We start from the raw sequence: 23,392 nt of genomic DNA, 5'->3' as shown, positions 1-23,392 counted from the left end.
CCAAGGCCTCGCGATTTTTTCACGATCAAAAGATCGCGAGGCCCGCTCGCTCTTACAGTAGGCATTGCACATATGCGTATTTTTCTTTCCCTGACGTTGTTGCTGATCAGCGCCATCGCGCACGCTGATCAGCCTGACACCCAAACCCAACTCCAGAATTATTACTTCGACGCCGCCCGCCGTGGCGACGTAGCCATGCTCGATACCTTTATCGAGTCGCAATACACCCTCGACGTCCAAGACAGCAAAGGCTACACGGCATTGATTCTCGCGGCCTATAACGGTCAGGGCGAGGCGGTCGAGCACTTACTCAACGCTGGCGCCAATGCCTGTGTGCAAGATCTGCGCGGCAACACGGCCCTCATGGGCGCTATTTTCAAGGGCGAGCTTAAAATCGCGCGGCGCTTAATGGCCACCGACTGCAACCCCGATCAACGTAACGGTGCCGGACAGACGGCAGCCATGTACGCAGGGCTCTTCAAACGGGTCGAGATATTGAAGGACTTATCCAGCAAGGGTGCAGACCTGAACGCCGAAGACGCACAGGGCAATAGCGCCGCTCGGCTGGCCAAGGGCGAAATCCGCATGCCTGTGTCGCACTGACCGCTGCCTTGTGGGCTATCATCGCGGTTTTTCCGTGGAGTTCAGATGGCCAAGCCTAAGCGCATATTCGGCTGCACCGAGTGCGGTGCAACTTTTCCCAAGTGGGCCGGGCAGTGCGCAGAATGCGGCGTCTGGAACACCTTGGTCGAAACCATTGTTGAAAGTGGCTCAGCCGCGCCACCCAGTGGCCGCACCGGCTGGACCGGGCAACAGGCTCAGATCAAAACCTTGGCCGAAGTCAGCATCGAAGAAATCCCGCGCTTCTCCACCGCCTCCGGTGAACTGGACCGGGTACTCGGCGGCGGTCTGGTCGACGGTTCCGTGGTGCTGATCGGCGGCGACCCCGGCATCGGCAAATCCACCATCCTGCTGCAAACCTTGTGTCAGATGGCCACGCGCATGCCCGCGCTGTACGTCACCGGCGAAGAATCCCAACAGCAAGTGGCCATGCGTGCCCGGCGTTTGGGCTTGCCGCAAGACCAGCTCAAGGTCATGACCGAAACCTGCATCGAAAACATCATCGCCACCGCCAAGCTCGAAAAGCCCAAAGTCATGGTGATCGACTCGATCCAGACCATCTTCACCGAACAACTGCAATCGGCCCCGGGCGGCGTCTCGCAAGTCCGCGAAAGCGCGGCATTGCTGGTGCGCTACGCCAAGTCGAGCGGCACGGCGATCTTTCTGGTCGGGCACGTCACCAAAGAGGGCGCACTCGCCGGGCCGCGTGTGTTGGAACACATGGTCGACACCGTGCTGTATTTCGAGGGCGAGTCCGACGGACGTTTACGCTTGCTGCGCGCAGTCAAAAACCGCTTTGGCGCCGTCAACGAATTGGGCGTGTTCGGCATGACCGACAAAGGCCTGAAAGAAGTCTCCAACCCTTCCGCGATTTTCCTTACCCGTGCACAAGAAGAAGTCCCGGGCAGCGTGGTCATGGCCACGTGGGAAGGCACACGGCCCATGCTCGTCGAGGTGCAAGCGCTGGTTGACGATAGCCATATGTCCAACCCGCGCCGCGTGACCTTAGGCCTAGACCAAAACCGATTGGCCATGTTGCTGGCGGTCTTGCATCGCCATGGCGGCATTCCGACCCACGACCAGGACGTGTTCCTCAACGTGGTGGGCGGGGTCAAAGTGCTGGAAACCGCCTCCGACCTCGCCCTGATGGCTGCTGTCATGTCCAGCTTGCGCAACCGTCCGCTGCCCCACGACCTGCTGGTGTTTGGTGAAGTGGGCTTGTCGGGCGAAGTTCGCCCGGTGCCCAGCGGTCAGGAACGCTTGAAAGAAGCCGCTAAACATGGCTTCAAACGCGCCATCGTGCCTAAGGGCAACGCGCCCAAAGAGTCCCCTCCGGGTCTTAAAGTGATCGGTGTGACCCGTTTGGAGCAGGCACTGGATGCGCTGTTTGAATAGCGCTGTATATCTGTAAGAAAGATGTGCGCTGCCAGGACGTCGATCACCCTGGCAGTTGCGCAGAAGTCAGCGGCCTTGGCGGGGTGCAAATGTGCAAGACCGCCCAGCACAAATCCGCAAAAGAAGGCTCTAGACCAAGGTAAGGGGCTGGTCTTTAGGGCCAAGAGCGCTAAACTCCGCTAGCTGTCCTTCTTGTCCAACTGGCCGGAATATAAAAATGAATAATAAAAACAGCCTGCTACGCCACCTCCCGTGGCTGTTGCTGGCAATTGTAGGAGCCTGCGCACTTGGCGTAGTGGCATTACGCCGGGGTGAGGCGATTAACGCGTTGTGGATTGTGGTCGCTGCGGTGGCTATCTATCTGGTCGCTTATCGTTATTACAGTCTGTTTATCGCTAACCATGTGATGCAACTGGACCCGCGGCGGGCAACCCCTGCGGTAATCAACAACGACGGTCTGGACTACGTTCCGACCAACAAACACATTCTTTTCGGACACCACTTTGCCGCTATTGCTGGCGCTGGCCCTCTGGTCGGTCCAGTCCTGGCTGCGCAAATGGGCTACCTGCCCGGCACACTGTGGCTTATTGCCGGTGTGGTACTGGCGGGCGCGGTTCAAGACTTCATGGTCTTGTTCTTGTCCACACGTCGCAACGGTCGCTCTTTGGGCGACATGGTGCGCGAGGAAATGGGCAAGGTGCCTGGCACCATCGCGCTGTTTGGCTGCTTCCTGATCATGATCATCATCCTCGCGGTGCTGGCGCTGATCGTGGTCAAAGCCTTGGCCGAGAGCCCGTGGGGCATGTTCACGGTGATGGCGACCATCCCGATTGCGATGTTCATGGGCGTTTACATGCGCTACATCCGCCCGGGCCGTATCGGTGAAATCTCGGTCATCGGTGTACTGCTATTGCTCGGTTCGATCTGGCTGGGCGGTCAAATTGCAGCGAGCCCTGAGTGGGCGCCAGTGTTCACCTTCACCGGTGTGCAAATTACCTGGATGCTGATCGGCTACGGCTTTGTGGCCGCAGTACTGCCGGTGTGGCTGGTACTGGCACCGCGTGACTACCTGTCTACTTTCCTGAAAATCGGCACCATCATTGCGCTGGCTATCGGCATTCTGATCACCATGCCTGAGCTGAAAATGCCGGCTGTGACTCAGTTTATCGACGGTAATGGGCCCGTCTGGAAAGGCGGTCTGTTCCCCTTCCTGTTCATCACCATTGCTTGCGGCGCGGTCTCGGGTTTCCACGCACTGATCTCCTCGGGTACCACCCCTAAACTGTTGGACAACGAAGCTAACGCCCGTTACATCGGCTACGGCGGCATGCTGATGGAGTCCTTCGTGGCCATCATGGCAATGGTTGCCGCGTCGGTGATCGAGCCAGGCGTGTACTTCGCCATGAACAGCCCGGCGGCAATCGTCGGCGGTGACGTGGTGACGGTTGCGCAGACCGTCACCAGTTGGGGCTTTGCCATTACCCCGGACCAACTGACGGCCTTGGCTAAAGACATCGGTGAAACCACCGTATTGGCCCGTGCTGGCGGCGCACCAACGCTGGCGGTGGGTATCGCACAGATCCTGCACCACGTGCTGCCGGGCGAAAACACCATGGCGTTCTGGTACCACTTCGCCATTTTGTTTGAAGCCCTGTTCATTCTGACCGCTGTAGACGCCGGTACCCGTGCCGGTCGCTTCATGCTGCAAGACCTGCTGGGCAGCTTCGTGCCTGCGCTCAAGCGCACTGAGTCGTGGCCTGCCAACCTGATCGCAACCGCAGGCTGCGTGGCGATGTGGGGTTACTTGCTGTACCAAGGCGTGATCGACCCACTGGGCGGCATCAACACCTTGTGGCCGCTGTTCGGTATCTCTAACCAGATGCTGGCGGGTATCGCGCTGATGCTGGCGACCGTTGTGCTGATCAAAATGAAGCGTCAACGCTACATTTGGGTGACCATGCTGCCAGCCGTCTGGTTGCTGATTTGCACCACCACCGCAGGTTTCATCAAGTTGTTCGATGCCAACCCAGCGATAGGCTTCTTGGCCTTGGCCAAAAAATACAGCACGGCGCTGGATGCGGGCCAAGTGATTGCCCCGGCTAAAAACATCGACCAAATGCAACACGTGATCATCAACGCCTACACCAACGCGGGGCTGACCGTGCTGTTCCTGTTCGTGGTGTTCAGCATCCTGTTCTATGCGCTCAAAGTCGGCGTTGCTGCTTGGGGTAAAAAAGAACGTACGGACAAAGAATCACCGTACCAAGCCATGCCGGATGCGTGATAGAGGATTGCAACCATGTTCAATGACCTGAGTCGCCTCGGTAAATACCTCGGTCAGGCTGCGCGCCTGATGGTCGGCATGCCCGACTACGACAACTACGTCGAGCATATGCAAACCAAACACCCGGACAAGCCAGTGATGAGCTACGAGGCGTTCTTTCGAGAGCGCCAAGAAGCCCGTTATGGCGGCAAGGGCGGTCCTAAGTGCTGTTAAATAGCTAGTCCTCTGTAGGGGCGAGCGTGTCTCGCGATCTTTTGAACCTTGAAAAGATCGCGAGGCGAGCTCGCTCCTACAGTTGTTTTTGCGCTCCCTCTTTCAAGGAGACCTGTGCATGTCATCTCCCATCCCCGTCACCATCCTTAGCGGATTTCTGGGTGCCGGTAAAACCACGTTGTTGCGTTACCTGCTTAAAGCCGAACACGGGCTGAAAATTGCCGTGATCGAAAACGAATTCAGCGATGCCGGTATCGACACCCAATTGCTGGGCGACGAGCCGGTACAAGTCATGACCCTGGCCAATGGCTGCGTGTGCTGTACCATCCACACCGACCTGACCAAAGCCCTGTACCTGCTGCTCGAGCGGCTGGACAGCGGCGAAATTGCCTTTGATCGTCTGGTGATCGAATGCACTGGCCTGGCCGACCCGGCCCCCGTAGCGCAAACCTTCTTTATTGATGAAGAGCTGCGCGAGCGCTACTTGCTCGACGGCATTATCACCCTGGTCGACGCCGCCCATGCCGACGTGCACCTGAGCCAAACCATCGCCCAGGCGCAGATCGGCTTTGCCGACCGCTTGCTGGTGAGCAAGCGTGATCTGGTTGACGACGCCGCGTTTGATGCGCTGTGCGAGCGCCTGACCCGGATCAACCGGCGTGCCCCGATTCGCGTGGTTGAGCACGGCAAAATCGACCTGGCTGAACTGCTCGATGTGCGCGGGTTTAACCTGAACGCCGACCTGGGCGGCGGCTTGAGCTTGCGTCCGGTGCAGCCTGTGGCCTCGATTGACCGTATCTCCAGCCTAGTCCTGCGTACCGGCAAACCGCTGGACATAGACAGCCTCAGCGCGTTTATGAACGACCTGCTCGAAGACCACGGCAAACAACTGCTGCGGTACAAAGGCGTGCTGAGCATTGCCGGTGAAGACCGGCGGTTGGTGTTCCAGGGCGTTCTCAAGTTGTACGGCTTTGATTGGGACACCGAATGGCGCGAGGACGAAGCGCGCGAAAGCGTGATGGTGTTTATTGCCGATGATTTGCCCGAGGCCAAGATTCGCGAAGGGTTTGCGCAACTGACCCTGTAGGAGCTGCCGAAGGCTGCGATCTGTTTATCTTAAACATCAAAAGATCGCAGCCTGCGGCAGCTCCTACAGAGGGTGTGTACGCCCACGAAATTGCGGGATGTTTCGCACAGCTTTGCCAATTGCTGCGCTAATGATGTGGCGCCTATAGTCAGCGCTCGCCCAAATGGGTGACCGGGTTTGGCGACTTGGATCAATAATTTACGCAGCAGAGTTGTTGAATTTGGCTAAGCGTGTATTTTGCTCGCAATGCTTTATGGCAGCTGTGCGTGGGAGATCTTCGGGTCTGCCGGGTTTTGCTTAAATTTACCGGTTCGCCAACCCGCGTGCAGCGGCCACCTGTTTTCGTTTGGCGACGAAAACAGATGGCTTAAATCGCGAAATTTAAGAGATTCACCCATGACTAATTCAGCGTACATCCCGCTTACCTCCATCGACAGTTTGATCCCCGCCTTACTCATCGACCGCAATGCTCCGCTTGACGTCTTGCACGCCAACGCCACCGCCCGTGTACTGGCGGTGACCCAACTGATGGAAACCTTCTCTAGCCGCGACGTACAGCACGCCGACGCCATCGACCTCAAACAACTCGCCACCACCGCCATGATCTTGCTGCGCGACGGTTGCGACCTGCTCAACGTATTGGGTTGGCGCTTACAGCCAACCTGACCGGCTGTTCCTACATGGCGGCCACAAAAAAGCCCGGCTCAAGAGCCGGGCTTCTTATTCAGCTATTAGCAATCAGTTGCCGTAAACAGGCAGCTTTTTGCAGATGGCTTTTACTTTCTCGCGAACAGCATCAATCACAGCTTCGTTGTTGATGTCGGCCAAGATGTCGCAGATCCAGCCCGCCAGTTCACGGCATTCTTCAACTTTGAAGCCGCGAGTGGTAACGGCTGGTGTACCGAAACGCAGGCCCGAGGTGACGAACGGGGAGCGAGGGTCGTTAGGCACGGAGTTTTTGTTCACGGTGATGAAGGCTTTGCCCAGGGCGGCGTCCGCATCTTTACCGGAGATGTCTTGCTTGATCAGCGACAGCAGGAACAGGTGGTTTTCAGTACCGCCCGATACCACGTCAAAACCACGCTCGATGAACACCGATGCCATGGCCTGGGCGTTTTTCACCACTTGTTGCTGGTAAGCCTTGAACTCAGGTTGCAGGGCTTCTTTGAAGCAAACAGCCTTGCCAGCGATGACGTGTTCCAGCGGGCCGCCTTGCGAGCCTGGGAAAACAGCCGAGTTCAGCTTTTTCTCGATGTCAGCGTTGGCTTTGGCCAGGATCAGGCCGCCGCGTGGGCCGCGCAGGGTTTTGTGCGTGGTGGTGGTCACAACGTCAGCAAATGGAACCGGGTTCGGGTAAACGCCCGCCGCTACCAGACCGGCTACGTGAGCCATGTCGACGAACAGGTAAGCGCCCACTTTGTCGGCGATAGCGCGGAAACGTGGGAAGTCCAGGATCTGCGAGTAGGCAGAGAAACCGGCCACGATCATTTTTGGCTTGTGCTCAACCGCCAGGCGCTCAACTTCGTCGTAGTCGATCAGGCCGTTGGCGTCGATGCCGTATTGAATCGCGTTGTACAGTTTGCCCGAGGACGAAACGCTGGCGCCGTGGGTCAAGTGACCGCCGTGGGCTAGGCTCATGCCCAGAATGGTATCGCCAGCCGACAGCAGGGCCAGGTAAACGGCGCTGTTGGCTTGCGAACCTGCGTGCGGCTGAACGTTGGCGTAATCGGCGCCGAACAGTTCTTTTGCACGGTCGATAGCCAGTTGCTCAACCACATCGACGTATTCGCAGCCGCCGTAGTAACGCTTGCCTGGGTAGCCTTCCGCGTATTTGTTGGTCAGTACCGAGCCTTGAGCTTCCATCACCGCAGGGCTGGTGTAGTTTTCCGAAGCGATCAGCTCAATGTGTTCTTCCTGGCGCTGAGCTTCTTGCTCCATGGCGGCAAAAAGGTCGGCGTCGAACTTGGCAAGTGTCAAATCACGGCTGAACATGGCGGTCCTCAAGGATCGGGGCAGAAAAGGAGGGCATTCTAACCCAATGGGTTTTATCTGGCATATGAAAGCGATTCACGGCGCTCGTGATTAAGTTGCAAGCTTGAATCCATAGGCCTGCAATTGCTTGACCAGCAAGTGCGCAGGCATGGGGCGGCCGAACAGATAACCCTGTACTTCGTCGCAATCGTGCTCGCGCAAGAACTCAAGCTGCTCGTGCGTCTCTACACCTTCGGCGATGACCGCCAAGTTCAGGCTATGGGCCATCGCAATTATGGCGCGGACAATTTGCGCGTCTTGCTCGCCAGCGGGCAGGCCGTCGACAAACGTGCGGTCGATTTTGAGCACGTCAATCGGGAACTGTTTGAGGTAGTTGAGCGACGAATAACCGGTGCCAAAGTCGTCGACGGCAATGCTCAGGCCCAGGTTTTTCAGGCTGGCTAGAATTTGCAGCGCTTCGCTGACTTCGCGCATCAGGATGCTTTCGGTCAGTTCCAATTCAAGACAGGCCGGGGACAGCTCGGTTTCCTTGAGGATATTGGCGATCCGGGTGCCGAGTTGGCCGTCCGAGAACTGCCGCGCCGAAATGTTGACCGATACCTTGGGTACGCGCACTTTCTCCAGATGCCAGCGCTTGAGTTGGCGGCAAGACTCGGCGAGCACCCAGTCGCCCACATCCACCACCAGCCCCAATTCTTCGAGTACCGGGATGAAGTCGCCGGGCGGCACCAGCCCGCGACGCGGATGGTTCCAGCGCAGCAGCGCTTCAACGCCTGTTAGGCGTTTGCCGTCGCCACTGAATTGCGGTTGGTAATAAAGAATGAACTCTTGCTGTTCCAGGGCGTGGCGCAGGTCGCTTTCGAGCTCCAGACGCTCCAGCGCGCTGGCGTTCATGTCGGCCTGATAGAACTGGAAGTTGTTTTTGCCGCGTTCTTTGGCGTGATACATCGCGGTGTCGGCGTTTTTCATCAGTTGGCTGAGTTCGTTGCCGTCTTGCGGGCTCAGGGCGATGCCGATACTGGCGGTGACGAAAAACTCGCGGTTTTCGAGGACGAACGGCTGCACCAGACTGGCCAGGATTTGCTCCGCTACGCCGATCGCCTGGTTCAGCGCCAAGACGCGGGAGGCACGTGGCTGCAAGAGCAGGGTGAATTCGTCGCCGCCCATGCGCGCCACGGTGTCGTCGTCATCGACGCAGGCCAGCAGGCGTATGGCCATGTCTTTGAGCATGCGGTCGCCCGCTGCGTGGCCCAATGAGTCGTTTATCGGCTTGAAGCGGTCAAGGTCGAGAAACATCAGCACCACCCACGACTTGTTCCGCTCACCTTGTTGCAGCGCGGTGTGCAGGCGGTCCTGGAACAATGTCCGGTTGGGCAGGTGGGTCAGGGCATCGTAGTAAGCCAGGCGGTGGATTCTCTGTTCGCTGGCCTTGCGTTCGCTGATGTCGCTGAAGAAGCACACGTAGCTGGCCAGATCACCTTCGTCATCGAACACAGCCGTAATGCCGACCCACGCCGGATAGTGCTCGCCATTGCGTCGCTTGAGCCAGACTTCGCCTTCCCACGAGTTGTGATGGTTGAGTTGTTTGATCACGTACTGCAAGTGCGCTTGCTGTTGCTCATCCACCGTCAGCAGGCTCGGCAATTGGTCGAGCACCTGTGACACGGCGTATCCGCTGACCCGAGTAAAGGCTTCGTTGGCTTGCACGATGTAACCGGCCGGGTCGGTGATCAAAATCGCTGATGTGGAGTGTTCAAACACGGTGGCGGCCATGCGCAAGTCTTTCTCGGCGCTGCGCTGCTGGCTGATATCGCGGGCAACGCCGAGAATGCCTTCGAATTTATCGTGTTCATCCCACACCAGTATCAAGCGCAGCTCGATCGGGATTTTGCGCCCATCAGCGCGCAAACAATCGATCAAGAACAAGTGGGTTTTCACTTGGGCGCGCAGTACCGCCAGTTGCTGGGGGTTCGCCAGTGCGGCACTGACTTGATCCATCAGGTTGTAGATGCCTGTCAGTTGCAGCGGGTTGGCAATGGTTGAACGCCAGCCATTGTTGAACACCCAGGTCGGGTCGTAACCCAGAACTGTTTGCACCGAGGGGCTGACGTAGTTGAGCTGCAAGTCGCTGGAGGTGGAGAAAATCACGTCGCTGATGCTTTCGGCCAGCATCCGGTAGCGGTGTTCGCTGTCGCGTAACGATTCGCTGGCTTCGATTTGGTCGGTGATGTCTTTGGCCACCCCGACAATCCGCGTGACCTGATCGCCCGTGCCGTGGGCCAAGGCTTGTTCGCGAATATCAAAGCGGCGCCACAAGCCACTGTGATGCCGGAAACGCAGTTGGCATTCAAGCCCTTGCGCGTAACCGCTGTTGAGCTGTTGCTTGCGCAGGTGGTGATAGTGCTCGGCGTCTTCAGGGTGAAGCAGGAGTTCCCAGAAGTAGGGGCCCATTTGCTTCACTTCGGTGATGTTGTAGCCCAGGGTTTGCCCCAGATGGTGGTTGCTGAAAATCATCCGCTGGCTGATCACATCTTGCACATAGAGGTGGTCGGGCACGGTGCGTACTACATCCGACCAAAAGCTTTCGCGCTCTTGCAGCGACAGCTCGATCAGCTTGCGGCTGGTGATGTCGGTGATGCTCAAAATGACGGCGTGATAGTCCTGCAGATCATCGGGTAGACGTAACACCAGCCATAAATGCTGGTCATGACCCTGGGTGTCGGTGAGCTTTATTTCCAGTTCGAGCTGTTGCTGCTGATTAAGTACGGCTTCGACCAGTTGATAGCCAATGGCCGAGCTATTGGTCGGGCAGCCGTTGATCAGCTTTTGCCAGGCTTCTTCACCTCTGCTGACGCCCAGCAGTTGCAAGGCCACTTGATTCACTTCTGTGACATGCAGCTGTTCAAGTAATGCGCGGCGCTGCTCGGGGTTGTTGTCCAACCAGTGTTTGAGTGTGTCGCTGTCTTGCAGTTTTTCGCGCTCAAGAAACGCTGGCAGGCTGGAGAGATCAAGCACGCACAACGCGACCCCAGTGCCTTCGAAAATGTCGTGATAGCGGCGACGCCCTTCATGCAACTGGCGCTGACGTTGGCGCATGTTGAACAGCGCGAGGATAGGCAATAGCGAGAACAACAAGCCCAGCAAGCATTTGCCAATCAACCCGGGCAGCAGGCGCTCCATCGCTTTGTGGCGATTAAACAGGCCGCGTACTTGCCAGTCGCTATGGCTCAAGGGCGCCAGCAGCACTGTATCGTCTGCGTCGGCCGGACTGAGTGTGCTGGCTGACGTTGAGGTGCCATCAATGCGGCTCAGCACTTTTGCGGTTTGACTGTTTTCGACCAGCCATTGCGGACGGTTACTGCCCGCCGCCTGGCGCGTCAGGTTTTGCAGCACTTCGGGGCTTAAGCGCAGCAGCCAAAACCCTTTGACTGTGCCAATGGGCGGACGCAGCAGCAGGTAGAGGGTGTTGGAGTCATTGCTATTGCCGTAGTAATAGACATCGGCACGACCTTGCGTTGGAATGTTTTCGACCCAGCTTTTAACAAATGCGGCATCTGGGCTGATGCCAGTGCTGTCCAGCAGCACGTCACCTGAAAGATTCAATAAAGCCAAGCTTTGCAGCGCAGGCAAGGTTGGGCGCAATTGATCGACCAAGGCCTGTTGTTGCTGCTGGTTTTCCGGTGGTTCGTAGACGGGGAGTTGGTTGAGCGCAGTTTCGGCCCTAAGGGCCAAACTCAGACTGATGTGATCTGCCAGGTCGGCACTGTAATTAACGCTGGCTTGGTGTTCTTGCTTAAGGGTTTCTTGGAACTGTTCAATTAATAACCAGAGCAACATCGCCAGCAGCAACAGAACAAGCGCTGCAAGTGCGCCTTTTAACGTGCCGCGCACAGGTGTGCCAAGGGTTTGGCCTGGCACATGAGTGGGAGTTTGCGGGTTTACGTTAAGCAAGCTGAGATCCTGCATTTTGGCTTCTATGGTGCTACGCCTAAAGTGAGCTGGACACCCATAGGTCGGCTAGCATGCCTTGGGCTGTGGCAAAGTGCCAGCCCTGTGGCTTGCACTGGTTTGCCCTGTACCGCGCATTCAGGTAGCTTTGCCAGCTACGCGAGGGCATTTTAGCTCCTACACTCAGGCTTTTTCTGCGAGCAGGCATTGATTGAAATCAATTTCTGTCTTTTTGCTATGGCCTGATCCGGGTATCGCTCGCGCCTTAATCATCAGTCACTGACGCTAGGTTATCCATGGCTCAATACGTTTTCACCATGCATCGGCTGAGTAAGGTTGTTCCGCCGAAGCGGGAAATCCTGAAAAACATCTCCCTGTCGTTTTTCCCGGGCGCCAAAATTGGCGTACTGGGCCTTAACGGTTCGGGTAAATCTACTTTGCTGAAAATCATGGCGGGCGTCGACACCGAGTTCGATGGCGAAGCCCGTCCAATGCCGGACTTGAACATCGGCTACTTGCCGCAAGAGCCGCAACTGGACCCAAGCAAAACCGTTCGTGAAGTGGTCGAAGAAGCGGTGAGCGTAATCAAGGATGCCCAAGCGCGTCTGGACCAGGTTTACGCTGAATATGCTGAGCCGGATGCCGACTTCGACAAGCTGGCCGCCGAACAGGCCAAGCTCGAAGCCATCTTGCAAGCCGGTGACGGTCACAACCTTGAGCGCCAACTGGAAGTGGCGGCCGACGCCCTGCGCCTGCCAGCCTGGGATGCCAAGGTTGAACACCTGTCGGGTGGTGAGAAGCGCCGTGTGGCTTTGTGCCGCCTGCTGCTGTCGGCCCCGGACATGCTGCTCCTCGACGAACCAACCAACCACTTGGACGCCGATTCGGTGGCCTGGCTTGAGCACTTCCTGCACGACTTCCCGGGTACCGTGGTTGCGATTACGCACGACCGTTACTTCCTGGACAACGTAGCGGGCTGGATTCTGGAACTCGACCGCGGCGCCGGTATTCCTTACGAGGGTAACTACTCTGGCTGGCTTGAAGCCAAGTCCGATCGTCTGGCCCAAGAGTCCAAGCAGCAGTCGGCCCATGAAAAGGCCATGAAAGACGAGTTGGAATGGGTTCGTAAAGGTGCCAAGGCACGTCAGTCCAAGTCCAAGGCGCGTCTGCAACGCTTCGAAGAACTGCAATCGCAGGAATTCCAGAAGCGTAGCGAAACCAACGAAATCTACATCCCAGCGGGTCCGCGCCTGGGTGACAAGGTTATTGAATTCAAAAACGTGTCCAAGGGTTACGGCGATCGCGTGCTGATCGACAACCTGTCGTTCGCCATGCCTAAAGGCGCCATCGTCGGCGTGATCGGTGGTAACGGTGCCGGTAAGTCGACTCTGTTCCGCATGCTGATGGGCAAAGAGCAGCCGGATTCGGGCAGCATCGAAATCGGTGAAACCGTGCAACTGGCCTGTGTTGATCAGAGCCGTGATGACCTGGATGGCAGCAAGACTGTGTTCCAGGCCATTTCCGATGGTTCCGATGTGATCCGCATTGGTAACTACGAAATCCCGTCGCGTACTTATGTAGGGCGTTTCAACTTTAAAGGTGGCGATCAACAGAAGTTCGTCAAGGACCTGTCCGGTGGTGAGCGTGGTCGCTTGCACCTGGCCTTGACCTTGAAAGAGGGCGCCAACGTGCTGCTGCTCGACGAACCGTCCAACGACCTTGACGTTGAGACCCTGCGTTCGCTCGAAGAAGCGCTGTTGGATTTCCCGGGCGCTGCCATTGTGATCTCTCACGATCGGTGGTTCCTTGACCGCGTCGCGACTCACATCTTGGCGTATGAAGACGACTCGCAAGCGGTCTTCTTTGAAGGCAACTACACCGAGTACGAAGCGGATCGTAAAAAACGCCTCGGCGAAGCAGCCACTCAGCCGCACCGTGTGCGTCACAAAAAACTGGCCCAGTAAGGCCGGTTTGCAAGGCAAGACGGAGCCCCTCGGGGCTCCGTTTTTTTTGGGGCTGCCAAATTATCCTTGTGGGAGCGGGCTTGCTCGCGATGCGGCGACACGGTGCATCTGCAACTGCGCAGTGATTTCATCGCGAGCAAGCCCGCTCCCACAGGAGGTTTCAGGTGTGTCCAGTGTGTAAAACGTTGGTGCAAAACTGGGTACAAGAATCACTTTTTTGGTGCGCAAATCCGCTTAAAAACCAGCGCTATTTATATAAAAGCACCATTTAAATTCATAACTGCGACATTTTGCGCTGTCGCGGTGCGGCATGAATTGATAAAGTTCCGGCCAATCTCCGTTTAACGACAACAAATTTGCCGAGACTTTCCTATGATCGAATCTGTCGACCACTTCCTCGCCCGCCTGAAAAAACGTGACCCGGACCAGCCTGAATTCCACCAAGCTGTGGAAGAAGTCCTGCGCAGTCTGTGGCCATTTCTTGAAGCCAATCCGCACTACCTGACTTCAGGCATTCTTGAGCGCATATGCGAACCGGAGCGCGCAATTGTGTTCCGCGTGTCGTGGGTCGACGACGAAGGTAAAGTCCGCGTTAACCGTGGCTTCCGTATCCAGATGAACAGCGCCATTGGCCCCTACAAAGGCGGCCTGCGTTTCCACCCGTCGGTGAACCTGGGCGTTCTGAAGTTCCTAGCGTTCGAGCAAACCTTTAAAAACTCCCTGACGTCGCTGCCTATGGGCGGCGGTAAGGGCGGCTCCGACTTCAACCCCAAAGGTAAGAGCGACGCCGAGGTCATGCGTTTCTGTCAGGCCTTTATGAGCGAGCTGTATCGCCACATCGGTTCCGACGTTGACGTGCCGGCAGGCGATATTGGTGTAGGAGCACGCGAAATCGGCTTCTTGTTTGGTCAGTACAAGCGCCTGAGCAATCAGTTCACTTCTGTCCTCACCGGCAAAGGCATGAGCTACGGCGGCAGCCTGATTCGCCCGGAAGCCACCGGTTTTGGTTGCGTGTACTTCGCCCAAGAGATGCTCAAGCGCAGCGGCCAGCGCATTGATGGCAAGCGTGTGGCTATTTCCGGTTCGGGTAACGTGGCGCAATACGCGGCGCGCAAGGTCATGGACCTAGGCGGCAAAGTGATCTCGCTGTCGGACTCCGAAGGCACGCTGTACTGCGAAGCTGGCTTAAACGATGCGCAGTGGGACGCGCTAATGGACCTCAAAAACGTCAAGCGTGGCCGTATCAGCGAACTGGCCAGCGCGTTTGGCTTGGAGTTCTTGGCCGGCGAGCACCCGTGGAATCTGGCGTGCGATATCGCGTTGCCGTGTGCCACGCAAAATGAACTGGACGCTGACGCAGCGCGTACGTTGCTTGCCAATGGCTGCGTGTGCGTGGCTGAAGGCGCGAACATGCCGACGACTCTTGAGGCCGTTGACCTGTTTATCGAAGCGGGTATTTTGTTTGCGCCGGGCAAGGCCTCGAACGCGGGCGGCGTAGCGGTGAGCGGTCTGGAAATGTCGCAAAACGCGATGCGTTTGCTGTGGACAGCGGGTGAGGTGGACAGCAAGTTGCACAACATCATGCAATCCATCCACCACGCGTGCGTGCACTACGGTGAAGAAAACGGCCGTATCAACTACGTGAAAGGCGCCAACATTGCAGGCTTCGTGAAAGTGGCTGACGCCATGCTGGCTCAGGGCGTGGTGTAAGCCGGTTCAATTGCCAAGATCTCGATCTGCAGATCGCCTGCGGGTCGTAGCCACAACACTTCATCGCCCAGTTGCGCGCCCAACAGCGCGCGACCCAGCGGCGAGCCCCAGTTGATCAAGCCCTGCGCCGCATCAGCTTGATCTTCCCCAACGAGTTGAACGCGCCGTTGTTTGTCGTGTTCGTCGACATACGTGACCCAACTGCCAATCTGTACCTTCGTCGTAGACGAGGCACGGGCGACCACGTGAGCGCTTAGTAGGCGTTGATTGAAGTAACGCAGGTCGCGTTCCATATCCGCTAGGTGCTGCGGGTCGGCCGAATCCTTGAGGGCCGCTTCAGCGCTGTGCTGGCGTTGCAATTCAGTGACTTTGGCGTGTAATTGCGCATGGCCTGCTTCAGTCACGTAATTGGGTTGTTCACTGACTTGGCGTTCAATCGGCACATTGCTTTGATTGGCGGCACTGTCTTCGTTTACAAACGCACGGCTCATGGTGGTTGTCCCGTTGATCATGACTTCAGCGTAGCAGTGGGTGCGGTATCTCTCGACCTGTGCTCGCTCCTACAGGGCTGGTGGGCTTAGTAGTGATACCACTTGAGTTCTAGCATTACTTCGTTAACTGGGGAGCTAAGGTGGCTGAACTCACGCTGTGCGGTCAATCGCAGGCCCAGATTACGGGAGACTTCCCATTGCTGATTCAGACTCAAGCTACGGCGCACTTCGCCGTTGGTGAAGTAATCACTCTTGGCCTCCAGGCTCAGGTTACCCACCGGGTTCCGCCACAGCACGCCGGTGTTGTATCCCGCCGCCGGTGAAACAAATGCAGCGAAGTCGTTGTTGTGTTCCACACGCACGGTACCTAAGGCAAAGCCAAGCAGGTTGTCGCTTAGCTGCCAGGTGCCGCCCGCGCCGCCGTTGACGTGGGTGACGAGTCTTTCATCGCCATGTTTGCCCAGCACCCGCTCAAGCCCGCCACCGACTTGCCATGACCAGGGTTGCAGCAGGTCGTTGCGCGGGGTTAGGGAGCGAATGTTGGCCAAGTCCAACTGCTGAACTTGCCAGTGATTACCTTCATATTGGCGCAGCTTGAGTTGCAAGATTTCAATCTGCGCCCCCAGCGGGAAGCCCGCCGCGTTGTCGTTGAGGTCGTGATAGGCCATGCGCAGGCCGTATTCGGCAAACGCCTTGTCGTCGCGGCTGCCCGCGCCCAGTTGCCAAGTGCGCGATTCGTGGCCGTTTTCTGGCAGTTCGGGTTTCTCTATTTGCAGTTCTGGCGCCGGGTTTTGATTGATGGCGCGCAACAATTCGTAGCTGCGCTGTGAGCGTTCGGTATCGCGCTCAAGGCCATTGGCCCGGTAGCGTTCAAGGCGATAGGCCGCATCAACAATCAGTGCCTGACGCGCTTTTGGCAGCGCCTTGAACGTCGGGTTTTGCAGTTGCGATTGATCAGCGCTGACCTGCAACACCCACTGCTGCTCTTCGGGGTCGAGGACTTTGGCACGGTCCAGCAGCTCGCGCTCGCGAGACGGGCGGTATTCGATGCTCTCTACCAGACCTGCTTCCTTGACCGCTTTAACGGTGTCGGTCGGGATCGCGGTCAGGGGGAATTGGGTGGTCAGTTGCAGTCCTGGGCGCGCCACTTGCAACAGTTCGAGCAGGCGGTAGGAACAGTTTTCATCGAAGAAGAAATAGTCGAACTGAACTTGTTTCAATTCCCAGACATGTTCAACCATGCGCTGAGTTTCTTCGGGCGTCAGGTTGAGTCGGTATTCCCACAGGTCACGGTTTTCGAGGCTGCGGTATTCCGAGAGTTTTTCCTGGTAGGGCACCAGTGCGAACAGGCCGGGATACCCTCCGGCCAAGCCTTTCCACGCGTACAGAATGCTGTTGTCGGAGCCTTCGATGTAAGCACCAAAGTTGATCGCATAGCTGAGCAGCGCGGTTTTGTTGCTTTGCACGTCTGCCTGGTCAATGCGCAACAGGGTGTGACCGAACATAGACGACGGGCTGTTGAGGTACGCCGCTGGGAAGATCATCACCGTGCTGTGGGGGGCGACGTCTTTAAACCATTGCGTGAACTCTGCGCACTCAGCCTTGGGCAAGTCGGTCAGGTTCAGTTGGGCCTTGAGCCAGCGGGTGCGGGCCGGGTAAACACATTGCGGGTGTTTGTCGCCCAGGTTCAAGGGCGCATACAACGCCTCGACGGTGGCACGCAGTTCGGCGTCCGGGTGGTGAGCGCCGTCGGGGGCGAGAAAGAATTTAGTGTCGCTGACATAGCTTCGCCAGCCGCCCAGCTTGCGGGCTTCGTAATGCCCCAAAGAGATCCAGAACGGATCGTTGGCTAACTGCTGCAAACGTTGATTGTCGATATTCGGCGCGGCGTACAGCGGGGCGCAGGCACAGAGCGCCAGATAGGCAAGGCGTTTGAGCATGGTGGGCAACTGTTGTCAGACCAATAGAAATGAAGCAGGTAAATGCCCGCTCCGAAAGGAACGGGCAGGTCTTATGTGTTACGCAGCTGTTGCGTACTTGGACAGACGCGCATCGCTTTTGAGAACAGCCAGTGTGTTGTTATGCACATCGTCAGCGGTTACGTCAGCTTTGCTGAAAATTTGCTGGAAGTGCTCGTGGGTGACAGCGGCAAAATGCTCGCGGTCTTCAGGGGCGACACCCAGGACCACCGCGTAGGTGGTGAGGGCTTCGCCATTGCCTTTGGCCATGTCTTCGGACAGCTCGTTCATCATGCCATTCATGGCAATCCACGATTTGCCGCCGTAGGTCAGGGCGTCTTTGGTCGTACAGCCGTTGGTCCCGGATGTCATGCCGAATGTCGCGTTGCCGGAGGTGCCGTTTGTGGTTGAGGCCAGGAAGTGGGCGGGTGTGCCGCGCTGACCTTCAAACAGCATGTTGCCCCAACCGCAGTTCGGGCCGCCCGGCGCTTGCGCCATGGCATTGAGGGAAACAACAGTAAAGAGAGTACCGAGAAGAATCCGTTTCATAATCTTTGTTCTCTATGTATGCAACCAATGGACAAGGGTCTGGCTCTGAAGCGCCAGTACGGGTTGGTTATTAATCCAGCCTCGTAACAGGTAGGAGTCTAGGCGCGATCCAGTGGTTCCGTGACTTTTTGTAAAACAATCCTGTAATGAGGACATTTTTTGCCCGTAAACATTGGGTCTCGAGAATTCGCGCGCTGCGCGCCTTGCCAGTGGTGTACGGCCAGCGCCAGAATGCTGCCATCTGCCCTGCCTGATGTAAGGAAGCCCGATGCCTGATTCTGTTGCTGCCAGCTTGCGTCTAGCGCCTGACGCGCTAACCCGTCCGTTCTCCGCTGAACAGTTCAGCTTCTCGACCACCAATGATTTAGAGCCCTTTCGCGGCATTCTCGGCCAGGAGCGTGCGGTCGAAGCCTTGCAGTTTGGTGTGGCCATGCCACGTCCGGGTTACAACGTATTTGTGATGGGTGAGCCGGGTACGGGGCGCTTCTCATTTGTTAAGCGTTACCTCAAGGCCGAGGGCAAGCGCCTTAAGTCGCCCAGCGACTGGGTGTACGTCAATAACTACGACGACCCGCGTGAGCCGCGCGCGCTGGAGTTGCCTGCGAGCACTGCAGGCGCCTTTATAGCGGACATCAACGGCCTGATCGATAACCTGCTGGCGACGTTCCCGGCGGTGTTTGAACACCCGACGTATCAGCAACGCAAAAGTGCGATCGACCGCGGCTTCAATCAACGCTACGACCGTGCGCTGGATGTGATCGAGCGCCTGGCGCTGGAAAAAGGTGTGGCGCTGTACCGCGACAGCAGCAACGTTGCGTTTACCCCGATGAGCGATGGCAAGGCGCTGGATGAGGCCGAGTTTTCGCAGTTGCCCGAAGAAGAGCGTGAGCGTTTTCACGAAGATATTTCGGGGCTAGAAGAGCGCCTCAACGAAGAGCTGGCGAGCCTGCCCCAGTGGAAGCGCGAGTCAAACAATCAACTGCGCCAACTGAACGAAGAAACCATCACCCTGGCATTGCAACCGCTGTTGTCGCCGTTGTCGCAGAAATACGCTGAAAACGGTGCTGTGTGCGGGTATTTGCAGGCCATGCAGGTTTACCTGCTCAAAACCCTGGTCGAGCAACTGGTCGACGACAGCAAGACCGACGCTCAGGCGCGCAAGTTGCTCGAAGAGCAGTACCTGCCGAGCCTGGTGGTGGGTCAACCGATGAGCGGCGGCGCGCCAGTGGTGTTTGAGCCGCATCCGACCTACGACAACCTGTTCGGTCGCATCGAATACAGCACTGACCAAGGTGCGCTGTACACCACCTATCGCCAGTTACGCCCCGGCGCGCTGCACCGTGCCAATGGCGGTTTTTTGATTCTCGAAGCCGAGAAGATGCTCAGCGAGCCCTTTGTTTGGGATGCGCTTAAGCGAGCGTTGCAATCGCGCAAGCTGAAAATGGAATCACCGCTGGGCGAGTTGGGGCGCATGGCCACGGTGACCCTGAGCCCGCAAGTCATCCCCCTGCACGTCAAAGTCATCATCATTGGTGCGCGTCAGTTGTACTACACGTTGCAAGACCTTGATCCGGACTTCCAAGAGATGTTCCGGGTGTTGGTGGACTTTGATGAAGACATCCCGATGGTCGACGAGAGCCTTGAGCAGTTCGCGCAGTTGCTGACCACGCGCACATCGGAGGAAGGCATGGCGCCGCTGACGGCGGATGCCGTCGCGCGCCTAGCGACCTACAGCGCGCGGCTGGCCGAGCATCAGGGACGTTTGTCGGCGCGCATTGGCGACCTGTTTCAGTTGGTCAGCGAGGCGGACTTTATCCGTCATTTGGCCAACGATGAAATGACCGACGCAGGCCACATCGAGCGTGCGCTTAAGGCCAAGGCAACCCGCACCGGGCGTGTATCGGCGCGGATTCTTGACGACATGCTGGCGGGGATCATTCTGATCGACACCGACGGCGCGGCAGTCGGTAAATGCAACGGGTTGACGGTGCTGGAAGTCGGTGACTCGGCGTTCGGTGTGCCGGCGCGTATTTCTGCCACGGTGTATCCGGGCGGCAGTGGCATTGTGGATATTGAGCGTGAAGTTAACCTCGGACAGCCGATTCACTCCAAGGGCGTGATGATTCTGACGGGCTATCTGGGCAGTCGATACGCGCAGGAGTTTCCGCTGGCTATTTCGGCAAGCATTGCGTTGGAGCAATCGTACGGCTACGTCGATGGCGACAGCGCTTCGCTGGGTGAAGCCTGTACGTTGATTTCGGCCCTGTCGAAAACGCCGCTCAAACAATGTTTTGCCATCACCGGCTCGATCAACCAGTTCGGTGAAGTGCAGGCTGTAGGTGGGGTTAACGAGAAGATCGAGGGCTTCTTCCGACTGTGTGAAGCACGCGGTCTGACAGGCGAGCAGGGGGCGATTATCCCGCAAGCCAACGTTGCGACCTTGATGCTCGATGAAAAAGTGCTACAGGCGGTGCGTGAAGGCAAGTTCCATGTGTATGCCGTGCGCCAGGCCGATGAAGCCTTGAGCTTACTGGTGGGCGAGCCTGCGGGTGAGCCGGATGAAGAGGGTCAGTTCCCGGAGGGCAGCGTTAACGCGCGCGTGGTCGAGCGGTTGCGGGTGATTGCAGAAATGATCAGCGAAGACGACCTCAAAGAAGCCGAAAAAGAGTTGCTGGCGCAAGCCCTGGCAGCGAAAAACCCGGCCTGATACAACGACACGTGTATAGCCGCTCCGTTGGTCTTGACCGCGTCACGGGGCGGTTTTTTCTTCTATGCTTTTGCTCAGGAACTCTACTGTCGTCACTGGAACGATGCAGCCTGTCTTGTCTGGCTGATACAGGATCTACCGAGGGTCGCCGCCATGTCGCGCAACCTTTGCCTTACCCGTCAGTGCCTAGGCCTTGAAACACGCATTGAATGCAGTATTCGCCCCTTGGCAGGCAACACCGGGATGTGGACGCTGCTATTTGCTGCAGGGCTATCCGGTGAGCAACCGACCACTATCAAGTCTCAAGGGCCATTCCCCGGCCCGTTCGTAGCTGAAACTATTCTGCAATCCATTGTTGAAAGCCTGACCTTGCATGGCTATCGGCTTGCCGATGTCCCGCAGATCTGGTGCCTGCATGTGCAGGCACAGTTGCGTCAGATCAATGGTCAGCGTTGCCACTCGTAAGCAAAATCAGACCCTGTTGGAGCGAGCGTTTCTCGCGATCTTTTGATCGTTTAAACGCTCGCTCCTACAGCTCAATCCTAGGCAGCGCTTAAGTGAACAGCAGGCGTGTTTAGCGCGGCGGCGTCACTTCCGGAACTTTGTCCAGTTTGACTTCAAAACCGTACTCGACAGGCTCCAATGACGTGCGGGCATAGCTTTCGAGACGCGTCGGCTGCCCATAAAAGTAGTGCACGTCGAACAGCACCGGGCCATTCGGTTCGGCGCTGTGGCTGACGGCGAGCACTTCTTTGAGGTAGTTGCCGGTGTCGTCCTTGGCATAAAAGCGCCATGCCTCGGATGGGAACAGTTTTTGATCAACGATCAGAGCGTTGCCTTTGAGCTCCAGCCCCTTGGGCAGATGAGCCACGTCCAAGGCCTGTTTATCAATACTGGCCAGGTACAACGGCATTGAGCCAATGGCGTACACCGGTGTTTCCGGAAACAGGTTGAGGTCATAGGTGATGACACCGGTTTTGGAGTTGGCGTCGAAGGCTTCGGCAGGCAGTTCCAGCGGCTCACCGCGTTTGCCGTTCTCATCCTCGGCAAAGAAGGTCACGGGCGTATCAGCGGTCTCAGGCAGGGCACCCAGCAGTTCGTCATTAAAAGTAGGTGGATGGCTGAACTCAAGCGTGGCGGCGCTGGCATCGTCCACGGACTGGCTGATCACCACACTCTTTTTCAGTTGTTCAGGGTCAAGTGTGGCGTCTTTCAGGTAATTGGCGGCCTGATCGTCATACACCACGATGGACAGCGGCAGCGGCTGAATGTCTTTACCCACTACGTTTTTGTCGAGCCGGCGCACGGGCAGGTCGAGGGTTTTGCGGGTGACGTTGGCCGTCGAGAAGTCGAGCACGCTGATGTCGATGTTTTCAATTGTGCCGTTGAAGTACACCTTGCTGTAGTGGTGCGGGTGTTTTTGCTCAAAGGCTTTTTGTGCGTTGTCCAACTGCTGTCCGAACGCTTCGCTCCAGGCCGTTTGCTTGAGCATTTCGGCCAGTTGCTGTTGGTAAAACGCCAATTGCTCGGCATTTTCGTTGATCGAGCCCGCGCGTGACAGGAACTGCCCGCTCTGGTCACGGGCTTGAATGATCAAGGGATTGAGTTCGGTGTCGCGCACTTCTTCGGCCAACGGGGCGCTGTTGTTGATGTCGACTTCGGCGAAGTTTTTACCCAATGCCAGCAGCGTCACACTGATAGTGCCGTCGGTGCGGGTTTTGCCCACGTCCTTACGGGTCAGGGTGAGGTTGACCACGTTACCCGGCGCGATGACTTCGGCCTCGCCGTGCAGCAGCACGGGTTGCGGTTGCTGAATGTTTTCGGTCTCGACCCCATCGATATAGGGGTAGGTGATGGTCAGGTCGTCCGGGTTGCTCAAATTGGCGCTGGTGGGGCTAAGTTGGATGCCGGAGTCCGTTTCTGACCATTCGGCCTGAAAGGGCACCACTTGTTTGTTGCTCAGTGTCACGGACTGCCATTCCAGGGCGTGCGGGAAGGGAAAATCGGCGGCATTGGTCTGGGAGAACGGGAAAATGGGCTCAAGGTCGGTCAGGTAATCGGAGCTGGAGTTCTTGCGCACCACAAACAGGCCATTGATATAGGCATCGCTCAGCGCCTGGCTGGTGGGGTAGTGCTTAAGCTGCGCCAGCTCGTCAGTGCCGTATTCGGTTTCAACGGCTTTGTCTTGCAGCTTGATACGGGCGCGTTCCAACAGCAGCAACGAGCCGCCAAGGTCGGCCACTGCGTCTTTAAGCTGTTGGTCCTGAATGGTATCGAGGTTCTTTTCGAACGCTGCGGTCCTTTCTTCAAGGCTGGCTTGCTGGTGTTTGTCGTCAGGTGAGCAGCCGCCCGCCATGAGAAAAGCCGTTGTAAGCCCGAGACACGCCAAGGGGAGTCGCAGATCCATTGTTCAGTTTTCCTGTCCGTAAACGATGCTGAAACGATGCTGATAAAGAGGACACTATCAGAAAAT

Annotated in this window: 16 protein-coding genes; 10 read left to right on the top strand and 6 right to left on the bottom strand. The window is 57.3% G+C overall.

Annotation, left to right across the window (positions count from 1 at the left end; all coding sequences use genetic code 11):
- Window positions 1–72: 72 nt before the first annotated feature.
- The 6 genes from B347_RS0122260 to B347_RS0122230 all read left to right on the top strand — a co-directional run bounded on the left by B347_RS0122260 (window position 73) and on the right by B347_RS0122230 (window position 6,266).
- A complete protein-coding gene (locus B347_RS0122260) occupies window positions 73–603 on the top strand; it encodes an ankyrin repeat domain-containing protein (RefSeq protein ID WP_019411904.1) in 531 nt (176 codons plus the stop codon).
- A 45-nt stretch (window positions 604–648) separates the two neighbouring features.
- Window positions 649–2,016, top strand: coding sequence for a DNA repair protein RadA (radA, locus tag B347_RS0122255; RefSeq protein ID WP_019411903.1), 1,368 nt, complete (start codon window positions 649–651; stop codon window positions 2,014–2,016).
- Between the two features lie 217 nt (window positions 2,017–2,233).
- Entirely contained in the window at window positions 2,234–4,300 is a 2,067-nt protein-coding gene (locus tag B347_RS0122250) for a carbon starvation CstA family protein (RefSeq protein WP_019411902.1), read from the top strand.
- Window positions 4,301–4,315: 15 nt separating this feature from the next.
- Window positions 4,316–4,513 (top strand): YbdD/YjiX family protein, encoded by a 198-nt coding sequence (locus B347_RS0122245; protein ID WP_007937254.1) that lies wholly within the window; start codon window positions 4,316–4,318, stop codon window positions 4,511–4,513.
- Window positions 4,514–4,631: 118 nt separating this feature from the next.
- On the top strand, window positions 4,632–5,600 hold the full coding sequence (yjiA, locus tag B347_RS0122240; protein WP_019411901.1) for a GTPase: 969 nt from the start codon (window positions 4,632–4,634) through the stop codon (window positions 5,598–5,600).
- A 396-nt stretch (window positions 5,601–5,996) separates the two neighbouring features.
- On the top strand, window positions 5,997–6,266 hold the full coding sequence (locus B347_RS0122230) for a hypothetical protein (RefSeq protein ID WP_019411899.1): 270 nt from the start codon (window positions 5,997–5,999) through the stop codon (window positions 6,264–6,266).
- 72 nt (window positions 6,267–6,338) lie between these two features.
- Here the strand turns inward: B347_RS0122230 and glyA are convergent, their stop codons facing one another.
- Both glyA and B347_RS0122220 read right to left on the bottom strand, forming a co-directional pair.
- Complete coding sequence (gene glyA, locus B347_RS0122225; RefSeq protein WP_019411898.1) at window positions 6,339–7,592, bottom strand: serine hydroxymethyltransferase; 1,254 nt, start codon at window positions 7,590–7,592, stop codon at window positions 6,339–6,341.
- A gap of 90 nt (window positions 7,593–7,682) precedes the next feature.
- Entirely contained in the window at window positions 7,683–11,558 is a 3,876-nt protein-coding gene (locus B347_RS0122220; RefSeq protein WP_019411897.1) for a bifunctional diguanylate cyclase/phosphodiesterase, read from the bottom strand.
- 278 nt (window positions 11,559–11,836) lie between these two features.
- Here B347_RS0122220 and ettA point away from each other — a divergent pair, with 278 nt between their 5' ends.
- Entirely contained in the window at window positions 11,837–13,504 is a 1,668-nt protein-coding gene (gene ettA / locus B347_RS0122215; RefSeq protein WP_019411896.1) for an energy-dependent translational throttle protein EttA, read from the top strand.
- 372 nt (window positions 13,505–13,876) lie between these two features.
- Complete coding sequence (gdhA, locus tag B347_RS0122210) at window positions 13,877–15,214, top strand: NADP-specific glutamate dehydrogenase (protein ID WP_019411895.1); 1,338 nt, start codon at window positions 13,877–13,879, stop codon at window positions 15,212–15,214.
- On the opposite strand, the gene B347_RS0122205 is transcribed toward gdhA, so the two are convergent.
- The 3 genes from B347_RS0122205 to B347_RS0122195 form a co-directional block, all read right to left on the bottom strand.
- Window positions 15,199–15,705 (bottom strand): GreA/GreB family elongation factor, encoded by a 507-nt coding sequence (locus tag B347_RS0122205; RefSeq protein ID WP_026014350.1) that lies wholly within the window; start codon window positions 15,703–15,705, stop codon window positions 15,199–15,201. The genes gdhA and B347_RS0122205 overlap by 16 nt on opposite strands.
- A gap of 86 nt (window positions 15,706–15,791) precedes the next feature.
- Entirely contained in the window at window positions 15,792–17,645 is a 1,854-nt protein-coding gene (locus B347_RS0122200) for a DUF4105 domain-containing protein (protein ID WP_019411893.1), read from the bottom strand.
- 78 nt (window positions 17,646–17,723) lie between these two features.
- Window positions 17,724–18,212 carry a DUF3015 domain-containing protein gene (locus B347_RS0122195; RefSeq protein WP_019411892.1) on the bottom strand — a complete coding sequence of 163 codons (489 nt, stop codon included), beginning with the start codon at window positions 18,210–18,212 and terminating at the stop codon, window positions 17,724–17,726.
- Between the two features lie 268 nt (window positions 18,213–18,480).
- On the opposite strand from B347_RS0122195, the gene B347_RS0122190 reads away from it, so the two are divergent.
- Window positions 18,481–20,919, top strand: coding sequence for a Lon protease family protein (locus tag B347_RS0122190; RefSeq protein WP_019411891.1), 2,439 nt, complete (start codon window positions 18,481–18,483; stop codon window positions 20,917–20,919).
- 153 nt (window positions 20,920–21,072) lie between these two features.
- A complete protein-coding gene (locus B347_RS0122185) occupies window positions 21,073–21,384 on the top strand; it encodes a hypothetical protein (protein WP_019411890.1) in 312 nt (103 codons plus the stop codon).
- A gap of 109 nt (window positions 21,385–21,493) precedes the next feature.
- Here the strand turns inward: B347_RS0122185 and B347_RS0122180 are convergent, their stop codons facing one another.
- Window positions 21,494–23,326: a hypothetical protein gene (locus B347_RS0122180; protein ID WP_026014349.1), complete on the bottom strand. Its 1,833-nt coding sequence runs from the start codon at window positions 23,324–23,326 to the stop codon at window positions 21,494–21,496.
- Window positions 23,327–23,392 lie beyond the last annotated feature (66 nt).

Source organism: Pseudomonas psychrophila HA-4 (genome assembly GCF_000282975.1).
Lineage (GTDB): Bacteria > Pseudomonadota > Gammaproteobacteria > Pseudomonadales > Pseudomonadaceae > Aquipseudomonas > Aquipseudomonas psychrophila_A.
Note: the sequence above shows the minus strand (reverse complement) of the source record. Positions and strands in the feature narration are given on the sequence as shown.

Coding starts and splice junctions, on each gene's coding strand:
- B347_RS0122190 (WP_019411891.1), top strand. CDS start 18,481: ATGCCTGATTCTGTTGCTGCCAGCTTGCGTCTAGCGCCTGACGCGCTA.
- radA (WP_019411903.1), top strand. CDS start 649: ATGGCCAAGCCTAAGCGCATATTCGGCTGCACCGAGTGCGGTGCAACT.
- B347_RS0122220 (WP_019411897.1), bottom strand. CDS start 11,558: ATGCAGGATCTCAGCTTGCTTAACGTAAACCCGCAAACTCCCACTCAT.
- yjiA (WP_019411901.1), top strand. CDS start 4,632: ATGTCATCTCCCATCCCCGTCACCATCCTTAGCGGATTTCTGGGTGCC.
- B347_RS0122260 (WP_019411904.1), top strand. CDS start 73: ATGCGTATTTTTCTTTCCCTGACGTTGTTGCTGATCAGCGCCATCGCG.
- B347_RS0122195 (WP_019411892.1), bottom strand. CDS start 18,212: ATGAAACGGATTCTTCTCGGTACTCTCTTTACTGTTGTTTCCCTCAAT.
- glyA (WP_019411898.1), bottom strand. CDS start 7,592: ATGTTCAGCCGTGATTTGACACTTGCCAAGTTCGACGCCGACCTTTTT.
- ettA (WP_019411896.1), top strand. CDS start 11,837: ATGGCTCAATACGTTTTCACCATGCATCGGCTGAGTAAGGTTGTTCCG.
- B347_RS0122185 (WP_019411890.1), top strand. CDS start 21,073: ATGTCGCGCAACCTTTGCCTTACCCGTCAGTGCCTAGGCCTTGAAACA.
- B347_RS0122245 (WP_007937254.1), top strand. CDS start 4,316: ATGTTCAATGACCTGAGTCGCCTCGGTAAATACCTCGGTCAGGCTGCG.
- B347_RS0122205 (WP_026014350.1), bottom strand. CDS start 15,705: ATGAGCCGTGCGTTTGTAAACGAAGACAGTGCCGCCAATCAAAGCAAT.
- B347_RS0122250 (WP_019411902.1), top strand. CDS start 2,234: ATGAATAATAAAAACAGCCTGCTACGCCACCTCCCGTGGCTGTTGCTG.
- B347_RS0122200 (WP_019411893.1), bottom strand. CDS start 17,645: ATGCTCAAACGCCTTGCCTATCTGGCGCTCTGTGCCTGCGCCCCGCTG.
- B347_RS0122180 (WP_026014349.1), bottom strand. CDS start 23,326: ATGGATCTGCGACTCCCCTTGGCGTGTCTCGGGCTTACAACGGCTTTT.
- B347_RS0122230 (WP_019411899.1), top strand. CDS start 5,997: ATGACTAATTCAGCGTACATCCCGCTTACCTCCATCGACAGTTTGATC.
- gdhA (WP_019411895.1), top strand. CDS start 13,877: ATGATCGAATCTGTCGACCACTTCCTCGCCCGCCTGAAAAAACGTGAC.